The organism is Chlorogloea sp. CCALA 695, from assembly GCF_003003885.1.
GTDB lineage: Bacteria > Cyanobacteriota > Cyanobacteriia > Cyanobacteriales > Chroococcidiopsidaceae > Aliterella.
The window spans coordinates 54,978-73,206 of record NZ_PVWN01000011.1 but is presented as its reverse complement, the minus strand read 5'-3'; the positions used below and the strand labels follow the sequence as shown (position 1 = coordinate 73,206).

The window sequence follows — 18,229 nt, the reverse complement described above, 5'->3', positions numbered from 1 at the left end:
GCTTGGTTAGTTGTTCGATTTTAAAGCAATTAAGGTAAAAATTAGATGGTAACGCCGATAAAATTACTAATTGCTGCAAGCGGTACAGGTGGACATTTATTTCCGGCGATCGCAGTGGCGGAACAATTGAGCGATTATCAAATTGAATGGTTAGGTGTCCCCAATCGGCTAGAAACTCAGTTAGTCCCCTCTCAGTATCCATTAAATACCGTTGCTGTGCAGGGGTTTCAGCAAAAGCTAGGTTTAGCGACGTTCAAAATTGTCACTCGCCTAATTGGGTCGATTTTTGAAGTGCGAAAGCTGTTGAAAAAAGGCAATTTTCAAGGAGTATTCACTACAGGCGGTTATATTTCGGCTCCATCGGTCATTGCGGCACGATCTCTTGGAATACCAGTAATTTTCCACGAATCTAATGTTTTGCCAGGAAAAGTTACCCGCACTTTTAGCCGTTTTTGCAACGTAGTAGCAATTGGGTTTGAAAGCGCCGCTAAGTATTTACCTAACGTAAAAACGATTTATACAGGTACACCCGTGCGATCGCAATTTCGTTTGCAGCAATTACCCTTAGAATTACAGATTCCTGAAAATGTGCCGTTAATTGTCGTTTTTGGGGGTTCTCAAGGCGCGGTAGCGGTAAATAAGCTAGTACGTGAATGCGTCCCGGTTTGGTGTGCTGCGGGTGCTTGGGTAGTACACCTGACAGGTGATAAAGACCCTGATGCTGGGAGTTTGAATCATCCTCAATATTTAACTATGCCTTTTTATGACAATATGGCAGCTTTGCTAACACGGGCAAACTTAGCTATTAGTCGCGCAGGTGCGGCTAGTCTAACCGAATTAGCCATAACGGCAACTCCAGCAATTTTAATTCCCTATCCTTACGCGGCGGAAAATCACCAATTTTTTAACGCCGAAGTATTTGCAAAAGCTGGTGCGGCGTTGGTTTTCAATCAATCAGACCTTACCCAACCGTTGCTAGAAAGTAAAGTTTTAAATTTGCTCAATTCCCCCCAACAGTTGCAAGCAATGGCAGAAAAATCAAAAAGTATTGCCATAGTTGATAGTGCGGAAAGGTTAGCAGCTTTAGTAAGAGAGATAATAGTTAAAAATTAGCGATCGCGCAAGCGCCCGGTTACGGGCTGTGTATTTCCCAATTATGCAAGTAATAACAAAACAAACCTACACTCCCGCCGAATACCTCGAATTAGAGGAAAAAGCAGAGTACAAGAGCGAATACAATAACGGACAAATTTTTTCTATGGCTGGCGGTTCGATAAATCACAACACAATTGCTCTAAATTTAAGTTCCGAGCTAAATTTTGCTTTTAAACAGCAAGATTACAAGGTTTTTATGGGAGATGTACGCCTGTGGATACCCGATAAGCAGATTTATACTTATCCCGATGTCCTAGTTATTGCGGGTAAGCCTCAGTATGTCGCTAATCGCACCGATACAATTACTAATGCTTTAATTATTGCTGAAGTGTTATCGAAATCTACCCAAGGATACGATCGCCAAGCCAAGTTTGAAGACTACCGCACAATCCCTAGTTTTCAGGAATACTTACTAATTGATCAAACTCGCATCTATGTAGAACAGTATGCCAAAACTGGTGAAAAACGCTGGGAATTGAGGGTTTATAACGCTGAAGATGAGACAATCTCTCTAAGCTCCGTTGCTTTACAGATTTCTCTAAAAGACTTATACAACAAAGTAAATTTTGAATTGAATGCTGATTAAAATGCGATCGCTTTTATTCAAAATGTAACTAACTAAAGCGATAAAAATTATGCAAGTAGCAACCAAGCAATCCTACACCCCCGCCGAATACCTCGAATTAGAGGAAAAAGCAGAGGACAAGAGCGAATACAACAACGGGCAAATTTTTCCTAGGACTGGCGGCTCAATAAATCACAACAGAATTTCTGGAAATCTTTATATTGCTCTAAGTTTGGCACTCAAACAGCAAGAGCATGAGGCTTTTATTGGAGATGTCCGGTTGTGGATACCTAATAAGCAGATTTACACTTACCCTGATGTCCTAGTTATTGCGGGTGAGCCGCAGTATGTCGCTAATCGCACCGATACAATTACCAATGCTTTAATTATTGCTGAAGTATTGTCGAAATCTACCCAAGGATACGATCGCCAAGCAAAATTTGCCGACTACCGCACAATCCCTGGTTTTCAGGAATACTTATTAATTGACCAAACTCGCATCTATATAGAACAGTATGCCAAAATTGGGGAAAAACGCTGGGAATTGAGGGTTTATAACGCTGAAGATGAGGAAATTTCTTTAAGCTCGATTCCTTTACAGATTTCTCTAAAAAAGTTATACAACAAAGTAAATTTTGAATTGAATACTGATTAAAATGCGATCGCCTTTACTTTAACAGTCACTTTAAAGCGATCGCTATTTTTTACCTACTTAATCAAACCAGCCAATATCTTTATTGGTAATAGTAGTATTAGGACGTTCCGAAGGATCGGAATAATTAGGTAGTTTTTCAGTGCGAATTGATTTTGCGGGAACAAGACTGCTTTGTTTTTTGGCTGCACTAACCTTTGCAGTTGCTTTAGAACTAACTTCGGCAAGTTTTAGGATAGTTTCTTTTGCTTCTTCTAGTTGGGTTTTAAGCTGTTGATCATGGGATGCTTGAGTTTGCAACTCTTTGATTAACTTCTTTTGCTCTTGAAGTTGTGGCTTCAACTCGGCAATTTGCGCTTGTAAAGAGGTTTCTGTTGCAGTTGGTTTAGAACTAACTTCAGCAAGTTTTAGGATAGTTTCTTTTGCTTCTTCTAGTTGGGTTTTAAGTTGTTTATCATGGGATGCTTGAGTTTGCAACTCTTTGGTTAACTTCTTTTGCTCTTGAAGTTGTGACTTCAAATCGGCAATTTGCCCTTGTAAAGAGGTTTCTGTCTTTTGGGCGGTTTCCAATAGTTTTTTTAACTCATCGACGGCGGTTTCTACTTCTGTGGAGATTTTGCTAGTAGTTGCAGAAATATTCATAGACTGCAATTGTTCGTTAACTTCTCCATTTTCTTGCTTGTCATTAGTTTCTGCCGTTACTGGCAATTCTTCTCTAGCTACAGGTTTGGCTTCTTCGCGTAGCATATCCCCAATCCGTTTTCTAACCATTATTTTCTCCAATCTTGCTGTATTTCATCTACTACCCGACGATAATCCGCCTCTGCTTCTCGCCCATTTCTCCCCCGCCACTGAGTAATTGTCATCCCCTCTAAGGCGGCTCGTTCGTGGGCTTTGTAAGCTCTCACAAACGCCGTACAGACAGGAATTCCTAGTTCTCTGAGGGTTTTTTGTGCCTCCAGAGCCTCCCCCAAACTGCGCGTGTCTACTTTTGTTAACAGTACACGATGGGCGACTTTAGCTGGCGTAATAGCTCGTTTGACGGTTTCTACTAAAACAGCTAAATCCATTGGTGCAGGCGGTGTAGGCAAAACCAAATAATCCGCCGCCGGAATTACAGCCGCTAAAGTGGCGGAACTTAAGGCTGGTGGCGTATCTACTATTATTAAATCGTAGCCTACAACGTTTCTTAAGTTCTCTAATAATTGCGGATCGGTTTCTTGAGCAAGATCAAAGCCTATACCTTTTTTACTTTGTTGTACCCACCAAGTAAAACTACCTTGACTATCAGCATCAACGGCTAAAAGTTTGTACTTTTCTGCCAAAATACTCGCTAATGCCATAGTTGTTGTAGTTTTGCCCACACCGCCTTTGCCATTACTTACAACAATTATCTTTGGGGGCGATGACATCTAAAAAATTCCTGTAAATCAATTTTTGAGTTATGAAACTATTTGTATGCTTAAACTTCTAGAATACGACAACTAGCAACGTTTAATTTCTCTGACTATGACTCAAAAATCTTCTAGCATTTGGAATTATAAACCCTGGTGGTGTCAGCCTTGGTCAATCATTCTTACAGGTATTTCGTTAATTGGTGGTAGTTGGCTACTACTACTCAATGTATGGATAACGAGTTTCGTGGCAATTCCCGTACTAATTTGGATGATTTATTTTATACTGATTTTTCCAAAACTAGCGATCGCCAGCATTGAAAAAGATCCTTCTAGTTAACTACTTGACTACCATGTAAACGCGGATCGTCGGAATTTGACGTAGGTGCAACAGGTGCAGCAAAAGCAGAAACCTCTCCTTTGTTACTTTGGGCGTACGGTAGAGGCGCATTAGCCATTAAAGCCTCTAAATTGCTACTCATAATATCATAGGGTTGCTTGCCTACGGTTTGAGCGATCGCCTTGCCATTAGAGCCACTAAATACAAAATGTGGAATCCCATCTACCCGATACTGCAAAATTTCTGGCAACCATTTTGTATTATCTACGTTCAGCATCACAAAGTTTACTGATTTATCATACTCTTTCTCTAACTTAGCAATGTCTGGAGCCATGGCTTGACAGCTACCACACCAATTAGCATAAAATTCCATTAAAGTCGGTTTACCGTTGCTCATTGCCACTTCTAAGGGTGTAGATTTTTCTGCCAAACTCGTCAAAGAAACCGCACTGCTATCCGTCCGCAGTCCCAGAAATAAGGCTACACTCAAAGCAACGGCAACTAAAACAATTAATAAATTTCTAACTTTCGTCCCGACTGTTGTTTCGGTCGATTGTTCTACATTTACAGCCATAAAATATTTTATTACAACTTATTAAGTATCTTATTTATTTTACCTTACTAAACTGCTGTGAAAAAACGAGTAACTCTAACTTTTCCTAAACGTACTATCCAAATGCCAGTCACCTATCGACTTGCAAAAGATTACAACGTTGCTGCTAATATTATCCGCGCTCAAGTAGCTCCAAATCAAATTGGCAAACTTGTCTTAGAATTATCTGGAGACATCGATCAATTAGATGCTGCAATTGACTGGATGCGATCGCAAAATATTGGTGTTTCTCAAACTTTAGCCGAAATTGTTATCGATAGAGATGTTTGTGTAGATTGTGGTTTGTGTACTGGAGTTTGTCCTACAGAGGCTTTGACAATTAATCCTGAAACTTTCCAGTTGGCTTTCGTGCGATCGCGTTGTATAGTCTGCGAACAGTGTATCCCAACTTGTCCTGTCCAAGCTATTTCTACTAATCTCTAAAGTTTAAACACATCGGCAATTACATCACTAACTCCGGGCAATCTTTCTGAGGCTGGGGAGTCATAAACGACTAATATTGAAGGTGTTTCTGTGTCTGTAAATATTGTCATTCCTTCGGCGTGTTCGTCACCATTTCCGTAAGGAATTTCTAATATTTGGGTTGGTTTATGCAACTGGTTTGTTTGTAAAAGGGCAAGCTTTTCTAGGCGATAAACTCTTACTGGCCCATCTAAATCCATTGTCGGCCCAGCTAAGATTAGTAAGTCTTCTCCTTGTAAACATAAGTCTCTAATTCCTAACCCATTTAAGTTAATAAAATACTTTTTATATTGCCCTGCTTTTAGCTTTAATAAATCTGTACCATTTGCTTCTAATTCAATTTCTAACATTACCGCCCAACCGCGTAATACTGGACCGCGCAAACCCAAAAATATGCGATCGTTATATACTGCTAATCCTTCAATATCAAAACCGTTTTCTTTTCCCGGAATAGTAGCTTGAACAAATGCACCCAAATGATCATCATTTACTAAAGCATCCATTAGTAAATTACCCCGGCTTGTAACTTCCAATTTTGCCGCAGTTAGCTCTATTCCTGGCTTGTCTGGATGAGGAGAACACTTAACTAATTCACCGTCAATTAAGGGAATACGCCCAATTAAATAACGATTTGGTTCAGTTTTTAGTTTAGTTAATCTATTAATATTTTTTTCATCAGTTTTATCGGGTTTTGGCTTTTTTCGCTTCCAACTATGAGAGCCAACAAACCATAAATAATAATCGTTATAAGCTAATCCCTCAATATCAATTTCTTCCTCGGCGGGGGCTGGCAAACTAATAAAGTCTGTTACATTAAAATGTTTGTGATTACTATAAGTTTGACCGTCAACAAAAGACAATCTTTCAATAGTTGAAGTCTCATCCGAGCCTAACCATAAATAATTATCTTGTCCTAATCGGATAGCGGAAATGTCTTGACGATGTTCTTGAAAGCTATCAGTAAATTTAAGTAAGATTTTGTTTAAAATAGGTGCGTAATCCATAGTTTTTCTTAACTTGTTTTTAACCAAAATAAAAAATGCTATTAATGCCGGGAGATGAACTAAGCTCTAAAAAGAGCAATTTTATTGTCAGGAGTGCTGTAATGAATGAAGCTAGTTTGTTTATTTCATCGGATATGATGAATGCACCAGAACATCCTTTAGCAGATAATTTAGAATTGTCAATGGCAGGAGATGTAAAGGGGGAAAAACGCGATAGCGCTCCCGGTAACGGGCTTCGTATTCCTGGGATAGTTAAACGCATTATTCCTATAGACAATACCACTTCTTGGGAGTATTGGTGGTGCATTCCGGGTCAATTATTGCTACCGGAAGATGTGGCACTATTGCAAAGTGACTATAATCGCGTTGAAAGTATTTTAACTAAACTTGTCTGGTTGTGGGGCGGACGCTTTATCGGCGACGAAACTAGCAGGGAGGTAAATAATTGGTCGCAAGTATTAGAATTAGGGCGCGAAAGTAAGATAAATCCTGACGTTATAGATATTGATTTTTTCCCTTTAACGGTGAAGACTAACGAAGCCCAGGGTAATATTGGTGTAGAACCTGCCTATTGGCATATTGAGTTTTTTCAATTAGAGGCAACAGACGGCGGCTACAACTTGCAAGAACCCAAAAAGGCTTGTGGTTGCCAAATTTGGACGGGCAAACCCTTTGTCAAGCAGCTAGACACCGAAGAAGCAATGATTAGTTATGACTTAGGTATTGCTCAACCTTCAGCTATGACAAGTCCACCTTGGCAAACCTTGCTGAGTAGCAATTAGGTTAAGCTTTCTAACTATTACTTGAGATATACGCTGAAAGTAGGTTGATACTTTGTTTGCTTAGTAACAATATTAAAGGCTCTAAGCAGGTAAAGAGGTCAAGTAGCATGGTAGTCAGCGAGCAAAAAACTCAATCAAAAACTTTAGGCGATTGGGCATCTATTGCGATCGCCAAACACTTACAAAAAATTGTTAAGCACGAAAAAGACGTACTTACAGATAAAAACCCTGAAGACTTACATCAGATGCGTGTGGGAATGAGGCGTTTAAGGAGTGCAGTAACAGGATTTTCCCCAGCTTTGAAATTGCCCAAGTCAGCAACAGAAAAAAAAATTGGTAAGATTGCGCGAACTTTAGGCTCGTTGCGCGATTTAGATGTACTGGGCGATGCTTTAGAAAATGACTATAAGCCAAGCTTACCTGCCAAAGAACAAAAGTATTTGCAAAAAGCTTTATTACATCTACATAAACAGCGACATTCCGCTTTAGTAGAAGTTAAAGAAACTCTACACAGTAAGCAATATAAATTATTAAAAGAGTCGTTAAACCAATGGTTGCAGCAGCCTGAATATCGGGAAATTGCCAAAATGCCAATTGCGGAAGTATTACCAGACTTGTTACTACCAAACGTAAGTAAATTGTTGCTGCATCCGGGCTGGCTAGTAGGTAGCGATGCCAAGATAGTAGAACTAGGACTTGTTGAGAAAATCTTAGTAAAACAAGGAGGATTGTTGCATAGTTTGCGAAAAGAAACTAAGCGCATTCGCTATCAAATGGAAGTATTTAGCGATTTCTACGGCGAAAATTATGCTAGTTATTTGGAAGATATAAAAGCTATTCAAGAAATTCTTGGTAAAATTCAAGACAGCAATGTTTTAACAGAGTTTTTAACCCAATCGTCACCAGATAATATTAGGCGTTCTATTCCAACTCTAGTATCTCAACTGGCAAAGGTAAACTACGATGCTTGGCAGCAGTGGCAAAATTTACAGATTAAATACTTGAGTGTTGATATTAGAAAAGGTTTTCACATCGCCATACTCGAACCTAAGTTAAACATCATTGCAAGTTAAAATTTTTAAGTTTGGCTAGAAGAATCCTTATTGTCTACCGCAGACAAGCTCAAAATGAGTTTTGGAAATTACAGCGCAATAAATCTATAATGCTTGATAATTAGCACTCAAGGCTAGAGAGTGCTAAATTGGCTAATAGAAACGCGTGAGTAATAGAATATGGCAAAAATTATTGCATTTAATGAAGAATCTCGGCGAGCGCTAGAGCGAGGCGTTAATGCCTTGGCGGATGCAGTTCGCATTACTTTGGGGCCAAAAGGGCGGAATGTGCTGCTAGAAAAGAAGTTTGGCGCACCGCAAATTGTCAATGATGGCATTACCGTTGCTAAAGAAATTGAATTAGAAGACCCCCTAGAAAATACGGGCGCAAGATTAATTCAAGAAGTTGCTTCAAAAACTAAAGATGTTGCTGGAGATGGCACAACAACTGCTACAGTCCTCGCTCAAGCGATGATTAAAGAAGGCTTGAAGAACGTAGCGGCGGGTGCAAATCCTGTTAGTCTGCGTCGAGGAATTGAAAAAACTATCGACAAATTGGTAGAAGTAATTGCCCAGATTGCTAAACCCGTTGAAGGTAGTGCGATTTCTCAAGTTGCAACAGTTTCGGCAGGAAATGACGAAGAAGTCGGTAAAATGATTGCCGAGGCTATGGATAAAGTAACTACAGACGGTGTAATTACTGTAGAAGAATCAAAGTCTTTGACTACAGATTTGGAAGTAGTCGAAGGGATGCAAATCGACCGGGGTTATATTTCCCCTTACTTTATTACCGACAACGAGCGGATGGTTGTAGAGTACGAAAATGCCCGGATTTTAATCGCCGATCAGAAAATTAGCAGCATTCAAGACTTAGTTCCGGTACTAGAGAAAGTAGCGCGTTCTGGGCAACCATTGCTAATTATTGCTGAAGATGTAGACGGGGAAGCTTTGGCAACTTTGGTAGTAAATAAAGCGCGGGGCGTATTGAGTGCTTGTGCGATTAAATCTCCAGGATTTGGCGATCGCCGTAAAGCTTTGTTACAAGATATTGCTGTGCTAACGGGCGGACAAATGATTTCTGAGGAAGTCGGTTTAACTTTGGATGCTGTGACTTTGGAAATGATGGGAGTTGCGCGTAAACTTACCATTGATAAAGACTCAACAACTATTGTTGCGACAGGGGAGTTTACCGCCGAAGTTGAAAAGCGGATTGGTCAAATTCGCAGACAGCTTGAAGACACTGATTCTGAGTACGACAGCGAAAAACTCCAAGAGCGAATCGCTAAACTTGCAGGCGGTGTAGCCGTAATTAAAGTTGGTGCAGCAACAGAAACCGAACTTAAAGACCGCAAATTGCGAATTGAAGATGCTTTAAACGCTACCAAAGCGGCGGTAGAAGAAGGTATTGTTCCCGGTGGTGGTGCAACTTTAATTTATCTCAGCAAGCAAATTAACGAAATTAAAAATAGCTTGACTGAAGAAGAAAAAATTGGCGCTGATATAGTAGGGCGTAGTCTGGACGCTCCTTTGCGTCAGATGGCAGATAATGCGGGTGTAGAAGGCTCAGTAATCGTGGAAAAAGTCCGCGAAACTGACTTAAACATTGGTTACAACGCGGCTACAGGTGTATTTGAAGACTTAATTGCGGCTGGAATTATCGATCCGGCTAAAGTCGTGCGATCGGCGTTGCAAAATGCTGGATCTATTGCTGGGATGGTAATTACTACTGAGGCTTTGGTAGTTGAGAAGCCTGAAAAGAATGCTCCTGCGCCTGATATGGGTGGTATGGGCGGCATGGGTGGTATGGGCGGCATGGGTGGTATGGGTGGTATGGGCGGCATGGGGATGATGTAATAATCCCTATTCCAAGAGACGTTGTAATGCAACGTCTCTACAAACAAAATCATTTTCGCTCCCTGGATTGGGCAGCGCCTCTATTTCAGCAGTTTATCTTATCCGGTGAACTGCTTTTTTTGTGTAAAATGGTCAATCTACGGTTTTCCGGTCGGAATTTAGTTGTATTTAGCAATGAAGTTCTGCTAGAATCTGCCTAAGTAGAAAATACCTAGGGCGATATGAGCGTTCAGACTGAACAATTTAAAGATACTTTGCCAGCTTATAATTGAACAAATACTAATGTAAGGATGCAAAAACAGCAACAACAAGAACCCATGTTCTACTACTTTGCTTATGGTTCTTGTATGTGTCCGGTAGATTTAAAGCGAAGTCTTGGTGAAAAAACTCATATCTATGTTGTCGGCGCGGCTACGCTCCTTGGCTACCGATTAGGTTTTTATTGCTACTCCGCCTTTCGCAACTGTGGGGTGTTAGATATTATTAAAGACCCAACAAGCTCTGTTGAAGGCGTACTTTACAAACTACCGCAACGCTTGGGTTATGCTTTAGACGAGCGCGAAGGTGTCCATCAAAACTGGTACAGGCACGAACAAGTAGATATTGCTTGCAACGGTAAGTTGTACAATAATGCTCGTACTTATGTAGTTGTAGATAAATTAACCGAAGAAATTGCGCCCAATGATTGGTACTTCAACGTTGTACTGCGCGGTGCTGTTACTTGCGGTTTACCAGAACAATATTGCTGGAATTTGTTTAATCATATGCACCAATTACAACAGCGTCACGGTTTAAAATCTGCTTAACTAAAGCATTCGCCGAATTGTTGCGCTAATTATATCTACCAAAAAAGTCAGGCAAATAAAACACACTAATGTAGCAACTACTCCAGGATAGTCAAAGCTGCTCAATTGTTCGGTAAGTAAGCGCCCCAAACCTCCCGCCCCTACTAAGCCGACTATTACTGTCGCCCGAATGCAGACTTCCCACCGATAAAGGATGTAAGCAATAAATTTAGGCATAGTTTGGGGCAGAACTCCGTATAAAAATACTTGAGCCTCACTAGCACCTAGCGCTTTGAGAGATTTTAAAAGTCGATCATCTAAGTTTTCAGTAACTTCAGCCATTAGTCGCCCCAAAATTCCTAAGTTATGAATGCCAAGGGCGATCGCACCTGGTAATATTCCCGGAAACAGTACAAATAAAAATATCAATGCCCAAATTGGCGCGGGAATAGCGCGAGTAAATAGTAAGAAAAACCGCGCCGCAACTAAAGTTACTATTCCCCCAGGTAATCGTAAGTTGTTAGCGGCAACGAAAGAGAAAATTATCCCCCCACACCCTGCAAAGGCGATCGCTAAAATCGACATTGCTAAAGTTTGACCGCAAAGCCTAAAAATCTCGCTCAGTTGGCTATAGTCCGGCGGAAACGCCTGTTGAACAACATCTATTAATAATTCTCCGGTGCGCGGTGTCCAAAGTTTACTAAAATCTGCATCAACGTACCAAAAAGAAAAGATAATTGGTACAACCGATAGTAGAAATGCCCATTTAGGTACACCTGTTTTAGGCGGTTTCTTATTTATACTTTTCAACCGATTCAAGTCTAGCCGACTAGGTGCGCCAATTTGACGGCGTACTAATGTACTGGCAAAATCTGTAACTCCACTTAGCAAAACCAAAGCAATTAATAAAGTCCACATTTCCTCGTAGCGCAGAGATTGCAGAGAAAGGAGAATTTGATAACCCAATCCCCCCGCGCCAATAATTCCCAATACTGCCGCCGCCCGAATTGAACACTCAAACCGATAAAAGGCATAGGAAATTAAATTAGTCTGTGCTTGAGGAATCAAACTATAAATAAAAGCATTGAGCGGCAAAACCCCACTATTAATCAATGCTAAAAATGGCTTTTGGGGTGTTTCGTCTATAATCTCTGAAAATACCTTAGCAGTAATTGCCCCAAAGGGAATTGCGATCGCTAATACTGCTACTAACGGATCTAAACCAAATATATTAATAAAAAATAATCCCCAGATTAATTCGTGAATCGCTCTAGGAATCGCTAAACCCGCCCGTACTCCTAACCAAGGTAGCCCAGATATCCCTAAAACCGACTCCCACCATACCTGAGAACAAAATATTCCGCCAATTATTGCGATCGCTAAACTTAAAACTGTACCGCACACCGCGTAAGCAAATGTCTTTAATGTCGCTTCCCAAGTCAATAGCAAAAACTCCTGACTCAAATTAGGATGAATAGCTGCAATCAAAAACTGCTCTACTAAGCTCCAGCCACCAGCATTTACAACTTCTCCACTAAATACCCCCGCCCTATGCAATGCCCAAATCACCGCTAGTACGCATAGTGTAAAAACACTCCTTACCTGCGATTTAGTTTGCTTTATATAACCCATCAACCATCTCTAAAGTTACCAATTTAGCCGGACAATCAAACAAAACTCGTCCGTCTTGCAACCCAATGATTCTTTGATAATATTTGCGCGCTACTTCCCACTCATGCAAACTTGTCACTAACGTTTTATTTAATTCGGCGTTCAATTGACACAATAATTCGATAATTTCGCGACTGCGTTCGGGATCTAAACTCGCTATCGGTTCATCTGCTAATATCACCGCCGGATCTTGTACTAATACCCGCGCGATCGCTACTCTTTGCTGCTGTCCCCCTGACAGGCGATCGCACCTTTGATACAACTTCTCGACAATCCCTACCTGACTCAAAGCACGAGTCGCTTTAGCAACTTCCAATGGAAACATTAGCGAAAAAGCTGCTTGCCAAAACGACCACCGCCCCAAATGCCCCGCATTCACATTATGAATTACTTGCAAGTTATCTACTAAATGCAATTGCTGGTAAATCGTTCCTATTTGCCTTTGAATCTGCCGCACCGACGCAGATTTCAATCTCGCTAAATTCTGCCCCCATACCCACACTTCCCCCGTAGTTGGGTTCATTGTGCCATTAAGCAAGTTTATTAACGTGCTTTTCCCCGCGCCGCTAGAACCAACTAAAGCGACTCTTTCGCCGGGATAAACTGTCAAATTAATATTTTTAAGGCTTAAAACGCTTCCAAACTTTTTAGTAACGTTTTTAAGTTCAAAAATAGGATTTCTTGATTGATTAGCAGCGATATTATTAGTTTTTTCTATCATCTGCTGGATCTATCAGTTTCCGCGCAGAGGAAATTTTCCTCTACGCCCTAATTACTTACTTCTAGTAAGCATTTAGGTATACAAATACAATTACTATAGTATGACATCACAAGTCAAAAAGCAATAGTTTTTTGATTATTTTTGTTAAGCACCGAAACATTTAAAACTTGACAAAAAGGTTATTTTATCTTGCCAATTTCTCTACCCACTTGTTCTATTTGGGCATAATTAGAGTTTTGAGTAGTTACAAACTTATTAGCATCTAATAGTTCGAGAATTTCTTTTTGTTCGGGAATAGTAGGATCTAGTTTTAGCAAAGCATTTTGGACTTTAGTTACAAAATCTGCGCCGTAGCGCTGCTTGACTTGGGGGTTAATTAGCCAGTGGTAATCGTAGTAAGCAGGCGATCGCCATATTACAAATACTTTGTTTAAATCAACTTCTTTAGCTGCTACCCTTTTCAACCAAATTTTTTCATTTACCGCCCCAACATTATAACTACCAGATTCTACAAGTTTGATAGTTTTATCATGATCTCCAGAAAAACCCGCCTCGCCTTTAAAATCTTTAAGATTAACTCTAGCTTGTTGTAAAAAGTATTGTGGCATCAAGCGCCCAGAAGTAGAAGACTCGCTCCCAAAAGTAAAAGTACGTCCTTTTAATTGCTGAAAATCGGCAGTATTTTTAATAGGTTTTAAACCCGTGTTTTTATTAGCAATAAATACACTATGGAATTTTGCATCTATATCCCGTTGGGCGATCGCTTCAGCGCCTTTTACTTGCAACCGTGCTTGAACTCCCGTTAAACCTCCAAACCAAACTAAATCTAAATCGCCTACTTTAAAAGCGGTGACGGCGGCGGTATAATCAGTCACAGGTTTATAGATAACGCTTACGCCTAATTCTTTTTCTAAATAAGTGTTTAACTTACTATATTGGCGCTGTAGTTTTTCTGGATTTTGGTCAGGAATTGCGCCAGTAACTAGAGGTTTTATTTCTGTTTTTATAGGTTCAGTTACGTTAGACGAACAAGCGGTAAAAGATAGAGAAAATAACAATAAAATTCCATAACTAATTTTTATCATAAACTTTAAGAATTATTTATTCGCGCTTGGCAAACAATAGCAGTAATCTTCAAGTTTACTAATAAATCGCATACCTTATCAAGCTAAAGTTATGCGATTTTTTTATTGAGCGCCAAACAAAAGCAAAGGAGCCTAAACTTATCTTGATTTGAAAATAGAAATGAAATATACAGTTAAAATAAGTTTGGGTTTTATTTAATAGCAAGTAACCGAAAGCCAACAATATTTAGCGTATTAGCTTCCTAACAATTAAAGAGCGCTCAACACCTTTGTCAGCTTTGGGTCTTTAACTTGCTACGGAGTTTAATTAATGGCTACTGATGACTCAATCCGACTTTGCAAGTTTTGGGTAGAGGTTTTTCTATTAAGTGAACTACGCGGTAATACGCGCATTATTTCCTCCACTGTAGTTAACCCACTGGTAACTTTTTCAATTGCCGCTACTCTAAAAGAGGAAAAACTAATATTTTTGAGGTATTGATGCAATTGAGTAATACTACCTTCATAAATAATCTCTTGCACAGTTTCATCAATATCTAGCAACTCTACAATAACCTCTCGTCCCAAATAACCAGAATTAAAACAAGCTTGACAACCAACGCCTTTACGCCACATACCAAATTTTTGCTGTAAGCCCAGAATCTTCAAATCTTTTGGAGTTGGTGTATAAGGCACAGCACAATGAAAACAAACTCGACGCACCAAACGCTGGGCGACAATTCCGAGTAAAGCATCGCTCAGTAAGGCAGGGTCAGGCCCAATGTCTTTGAGTCTGGGAATTGCCCCTACAGCATCATTGGTGTGCAAGGTAGTCAATACCAAGTGTCCGGTTAAAGCCGCTCTTACTGCTGTTTCTGCCGTTTCTGCGTCGCGGATTTCTCCTACCATAATCACATCAGGATCTTGGCGCAAAATTGCCCGTAGCCCTGCCGCAAAGGTCATTCCCGCAGCTTCATGGACTTGAGTTTGAGTAATCCGGGGCAGTAAATACTCTACCGGATCTTCTACAGTCACTACATTGATATGTTCGTTAGCCACCGCTTGCAAGCTGGTGTACAGAGTGCTAGTTTTCCCCGAACCTGTGGGGCCTGTGAGAATAACCATCCCTTGGGGCTGCTTTAACCAGCTTTTGTAAGTTGTTAAAGTTTCTTGAGAAAATCCTAAATTATTGATGTCTGAAAAAGGATTTTTTCTCGGTAGCAAACGAATAACAGCTTTTTCACCGTTTACACAGGGAAGGGTGCTGACGCGCATATCCATTCCTAGCTCAGTTTCTTCCTGGGAGGCATATTTTTCGCCTATACGTCCATCTTGAGGGCGGCGGCTGTCGGAAATGTCTATAGCAGACATGACTTTGAGCGCTACAATTACTCTGCGACTAAGTTCGGCAGGAAGGGTTGTAATGTCTCGCAGTACGCCGTCAATCCGGTAACGAACTCTTAAACCGTCGGTCATAGGCTCTAAATGAATGTCGCTTGCCCGGTTACGCAAGGCTCCAGAAATCAGGGTTTTGATCCGCCCAATTTGATCGGCGGCTTTGGAAAGATACAGTTCCGTGGTTTCGCTAATATTTTCTTGCTCGTACTCTCCCGTTAGGGGGTTGACCAAAGGAGCCGAGCTAAGATTATTTACATTAAGATTTTGAGTATGAAACCAGGCGCGGTAACTTTTATCAGAAATAGGAATAATTTTTATCTGGCTGTAAGTGCGATCGCCTAAATTACTAATTATTTCTGGGCTTAAATTAACTGGACTACCTAAGTAATAACAGCCGCGCCACAACAATAAAGGAATTGCTGGGGGTAAAGAATTGCGATCGCTAAAATGTCGTAAAAATCTTAAACTTACATCCCGGTCGAGCAAGGCTTGATTTACTATTCCTTGCTCATCTACCAGAAGTTGCAACGCTTGGGCGCAATTAATTTCTTGAGCTATCAGTTTTTGCCAAGCGGAAGTCTTTGCGGGTAAAGTCTGCATATTTATTGGTAAATTCACTGACTTAATCTAACTCTAATATAAAAAGTTTTAATTGGTAAAATTACTGACTTAATGTAACTCTAATATAAAAAATTTTCAGGGACATTACTGGTGCTTCACAATAACTTGATTTTTGCCATGCTATTTATAAATTTCTATCAGTAATTTTAGATCAAAAACTCCGGCGTGGGATCAGGCGATCGCAAAAATTACCTTTAAAAATAAAAAACTTGGGGTTTTTGACCCCAAGTCTTCTAAATAACCGCAATCTAAAGAGTTAAAGACTGAGCATTTGTTTCAATCAATTTTGCCAAATCCTTCAAAAATGCCGCCGCCGTAGCACCATAAATAATCCGGTGATCGCAAGTAATATTTACCTGCATTTGTGGTTTTACGCCCAGCAGACCATCAGGGCTTGCTACAACTTGATTTCGCGCTGCACCAATAGCTAAAATCGAGCCTTGTCCGGGAGGCAAAATCGCATCAAAGCGATCTACACCAAACATTCCCAGATTCGACAAAGTAAAAGTACCGCTATTGTACTCCTCTGGTTGTAACTGCTTGGCTCTGGCTCTTTCAACTAAAGATTTCCAGTTGCGCGACAAGGAATAAATATCAACTTTATCAGCATTTTGCAATACGGGCGTAATTAATCCACCATCATCCATAGCTACCGCTACAGCAATATTGATATTGGGATGATAAACAATTTTTTGCTCAGAGTAGCTGGCATTAACTAAAGGATGCTTTTGTAAAGTAACAGCAACGGCTTTGGCAAGCAGCGCCGTCATCGTCACACCTTTAGACTTAATCTGCTTGTACAGCGCATCCAACCCCTCGGTAGTAATGGTATAGCCTACATGAAAAGTTGGTACTTGCAAGCTCGCCATCATGTTTCGCACTACCGCATTTTGTAGCGTGTTCATTGGCACTACTTGACCCGGCGTTGCGGCAACGGTACTAGGAGCAACTTGTTGAGCCGGTACCGGAGGCGGGGACACTACCGGAGGCGGCACTACAGGGGTAGGAGTGGGTGTACTAATATTTGCTGCCGCTTCTACATCCTCAGCGACAATGCGCCCACCAGGCCCGCTACCTGTGAGGCTGCTTAAATCAACTTTCATTTCTTTGGCTAACTTCCGGGCGCGGGGAGAAACCATAATTCTGGTTTCCTCAACCTTTGAGCCATTTTGAGAAGGAGCAGAACTAACTACAGTGCTAGCAATATCTGCCACCTGTCCAGGAGAAGTTGTAGCATTGCTTGGAGTAGCTTGCTGCTTGGCGATCGCAATCTCTGCTTCAGTTTCGGCAATCAGAGCGATCGCACTCCCTACAGGAGCCGTAGCGCCAGATTCTACTAAGATAGTTGCTATATAGCCTTCATAGAAGGTTTCTACATCCATATCCGCTTTATCTGATTCCACTACTACTACTGTTTCGCCTTTTTCTACTTTGTCCCCTGGCGACTTTACCCAAGAGACAATTTTGCCCTCCGTCATGGTGGAACTCAAAGCAGGCATAAATACTTCGTGAATCATTTGTAACCTTGAAGCAATAAGCGATTAATTTTAATTATCAAAGAAGACTTGTATTGTATCTCTCTCTAGGCGATCGCAGACGTTCGCACCGAACGTCTGGATGGAGCTTAAATATCTCCCCGGATTTCTTCGACTATGCCATCGCGCAGGAGAATTTCTACCTGCATTTTGCTAATTAGGTTGTCTCCAGGTTGAACGCTAAACAACCCTTCAAGTTGAAATTGGTTAACTTCTTGCTCCATTTCTAATAGCTGCACTTGCTGGAGATTCTGCAAACTTTGGTTTTTTTGCTCCAAAAGTTCGCTTTTTTTCTCATTGACTTGAATTTGGATACCTTCAATTTGTTGCAGCGTCTGCGGGCCTGGGGGTTGCAGACTTTGCTTTTGAATTTCTAAAATTGCTCTTTGTCCTTGCATATCTAATTGCTGCAATTGACCGTCTACTTGGTTAATTTGACCTTGCAATTGTTGCTGAATTTCGTCTTTCCAACGTGGAGTTACTACAGCTTTGACATTGATCGGGCGTTTTAGGGTCAGTTGAGTGGGGGAAATATCCATAAAATCACAGCACAATTACTAC

At 40.7% G+C, this 18,229-nt stretch carries 19 protein-coding genes; 9 read left to right on the top strand and 10 right to left on the bottom strand.

All coding sequences use genetic code 11. The features are described 5' to 3' along the window. The first annotated feature begins 45 nt into the window (after positions 1–45). Genes murG through C7B70_RS08435 form a run of 3 tightly spaced genes read left to right on the top strand, consistent with a single transcriptional unit; the run spans position 46 to position 2,375 of the window. Positions 46–1,113 carry an undecaprenyldiphospho-muramoylpentapeptide beta-N-acetylglucosaminyltransferase gene (gene murG, locus C7B70_RS08445; RefSeq protein WP_106368617.1) on the top strand — a complete coding sequence of 356 codons (1,068 nt, stop codon included), beginning with the start codon at positions 46–48 and terminating at the stop codon, positions 1,111–1,113. A gap of 43 nt (positions 1,114–1,156) precedes the next feature. Beyond that, positions 1,157–1,741 (top strand): Uma2 family endonuclease, encoded by a 585-nt coding sequence (locus C7B70_RS08440; RefSeq protein ID WP_106368616.1) that lies wholly within the window; start codon positions 1,157–1,159, stop codon positions 1,739–1,741. Between the two features lie 49 nt (positions 1,742–1,790). Beyond that, positions 1,791–2,375 (top strand): Uma2 family endonuclease, encoded by a 585-nt coding sequence (locus C7B70_RS08435; RefSeq protein WP_106368615.1) that lies wholly within the window; start codon positions 1,791–1,793, stop codon positions 2,373–2,375. 57 nt (positions 2,376–2,432) lie between these two features. Here the strand turns inward: C7B70_RS08435 and C7B70_RS08430 are convergent, their stop codons facing one another. Both C7B70_RS08430 and C7B70_RS08425 read right to left on the bottom strand, forming a co-directional pair. Continuing rightward, positions 2,433–3,143, bottom strand: a complete 711-nt coding sequence (locus tag C7B70_RS08430) for a hypothetical protein (protein ID WP_106368614.1) — start codon at positions 3,141–3,143, stop codon at positions 2,433–2,435. Continuing rightward, positions 3,143–3,784, bottom strand: coding sequence for a ParA family protein (locus tag C7B70_RS08425; protein WP_106368613.1), 642 nt, complete (start codon positions 3,782–3,784; stop codon positions 3,143–3,145). The genes C7B70_RS08430 and C7B70_RS08425 overlap by 1 nt, the downstream gene beginning before the upstream one ends. Before the next feature lie 97 nt (positions 3,785–3,881). Between C7B70_RS08425 and C7B70_RS08420 the strand changes: the two genes are divergently transcribed. Next, positions 3,882–4,106 (top strand): DUF6737 family protein, encoded by a 225-nt coding sequence (locus C7B70_RS08420; protein ID WP_106368612.1) that lies wholly within the window; start codon positions 3,882–3,884, stop codon positions 4,104–4,106. On the opposite strand, the gene C7B70_RS08415 is transcribed toward C7B70_RS08420, so the two are convergent. Next, on the bottom strand, positions 4,099–4,680 hold the full coding sequence (locus C7B70_RS08415; protein WP_106368611.1) for a thioredoxin family protein: 582 nt from the start codon (positions 4,678–4,680) through the stop codon (positions 4,099–4,101). The genes C7B70_RS08420 and C7B70_RS08415 overlap by 8 nt on opposite strands. Before the next feature lie 57 nt (positions 4,681–4,737). On the opposite strand from C7B70_RS08415, the gene C7B70_RS08410 reads away from it, so the two are divergent. Beyond that, positions 4,738–5,142 (top strand): NIL domain-containing protein, encoded by a 405-nt coding sequence (locus C7B70_RS08410; protein ID WP_106368610.1) that lies wholly within the window; start codon positions 4,738–4,740, stop codon positions 5,140–5,142. On the opposite strand, the gene C7B70_RS08405 is transcribed toward C7B70_RS08410, so the two are convergent. Then, the gene (locus C7B70_RS08405; protein WP_106368609.1) at positions 5,139–6,185 is read right to left on the bottom strand and encodes a DUF3616 domain-containing protein; all 1,047 of its coding nucleotides are present in this window, start codon (positions 6,183–6,185) and stop codon (positions 5,139–5,141) included. The two genes, C7B70_RS08410 and C7B70_RS08405, sit on opposite strands and share 4 nt — an antisense overlap. A 101-nt stretch (positions 6,186–6,286) precedes the next feature. On the opposite strand from C7B70_RS08405, the gene C7B70_RS08400 reads away from it, so the two are divergent. The 4 genes from C7B70_RS08400 to C7B70_RS08385 all read left to right on the top strand — a co-directional run bounded on the left by C7B70_RS08400 (position 6,287) and on the right by C7B70_RS08385 (position 10,679). Further along, complete coding sequence (locus C7B70_RS08400) at positions 6,287–6,967, top strand: hypothetical protein (protein ID WP_106368654.1); 681 nt, start codon at positions 6,287–6,289, stop codon at positions 6,965–6,967. 107 nt (positions 6,968–7,074) lie between these two features. After that, positions 7,075–8,040 carry a CHAD domain-containing protein gene (locus C7B70_RS08395; protein WP_106368608.1) on the top strand — a complete coding sequence of 322 codons (966 nt, stop codon included), beginning with the start codon at positions 7,075–7,077 and terminating at the stop codon, positions 8,038–8,040. Between the two features lie 159 nt (positions 8,041–8,199). Then, entirely contained in the window at positions 8,200–9,873 is a 1,674-nt protein-coding gene (gene groL, locus C7B70_RS08390) for a chaperonin GroEL (protein WP_106368607.1), read from the top strand. A gap of 290 nt (positions 9,874–10,163) precedes the next feature. Further along, on the top strand, positions 10,164–10,679 hold the full coding sequence (locus tag C7B70_RS08385; RefSeq protein ID WP_199192140.1) for a gamma-glutamylcyclotransferase: 516 nt from the start codon (positions 10,164–10,166) through the stop codon (positions 10,677–10,679). Here C7B70_RS08385 and C7B70_RS08380 read toward each other — a convergent pair whose 3' ends face one another. From C7B70_RS08380 to C7B70_RS08355, 6 genes are all read right to left on the bottom strand, one after another. Further along, the gene (locus C7B70_RS08380) at positions 10,680–12,290 is read right to left on the bottom strand and encodes an ABC transporter permease (RefSeq protein WP_106368606.1); all 1,611 of its coding nucleotides are present in this window, start codon (positions 12,288–12,290) and stop codon (positions 10,680–10,682) included. Further along, the gene (locus C7B70_RS08375; RefSeq protein WP_106368605.1) at positions 12,268–13,050 is read right to left on the bottom strand and encodes a phosphonate ABC transporter ATP-binding protein; all 783 of its coding nucleotides are present in this window, start codon (positions 13,048–13,050) and stop codon (positions 12,268–12,270) included. The genes C7B70_RS08380 and C7B70_RS08375 overlap by 23 nt, the downstream gene beginning before the upstream one ends. Before the next feature lie 179 nt (positions 13,051–13,229). Continuing rightward, the gene (locus tag C7B70_RS08370) at positions 13,230–14,135 is read right to left on the bottom strand and encodes a putative selenate ABC transporter substrate-binding protein (RefSeq protein ID WP_106368604.1); all 906 of its coding nucleotides are present in this window, start codon (positions 14,133–14,135) and stop codon (positions 13,230–13,232) included. Between the two features lie 303 nt (positions 14,136–14,438). After that, entirely contained in the window at positions 14,439–16,130 is a 1,692-nt protein-coding gene (locus C7B70_RS08365) for a GspE/PulE family protein (protein WP_233220858.1), read from the bottom strand. A gap of 251 nt (positions 16,131–16,381) precedes the next feature. After that, the gene (locus tag C7B70_RS08360) at positions 16,382–17,650 is read right to left on the bottom strand and encodes a dihydrolipoamide acetyltransferase family protein (RefSeq protein WP_106368602.1); all 1,269 of its coding nucleotides are present in this window, start codon (positions 17,648–17,650) and stop codon (positions 16,382–16,384) included. Between the two features lie 107 nt (positions 17,651–17,757). After that, a complete protein-coding gene (locus tag C7B70_RS08355; protein ID WP_106368601.1) occupies positions 17,758–18,207 on the bottom strand; it encodes a YlqD family protein in 450 nt (149 codons plus the stop codon). Between the last annotated feature and the right edge of the window lie 22 nt (positions 18,208–18,229).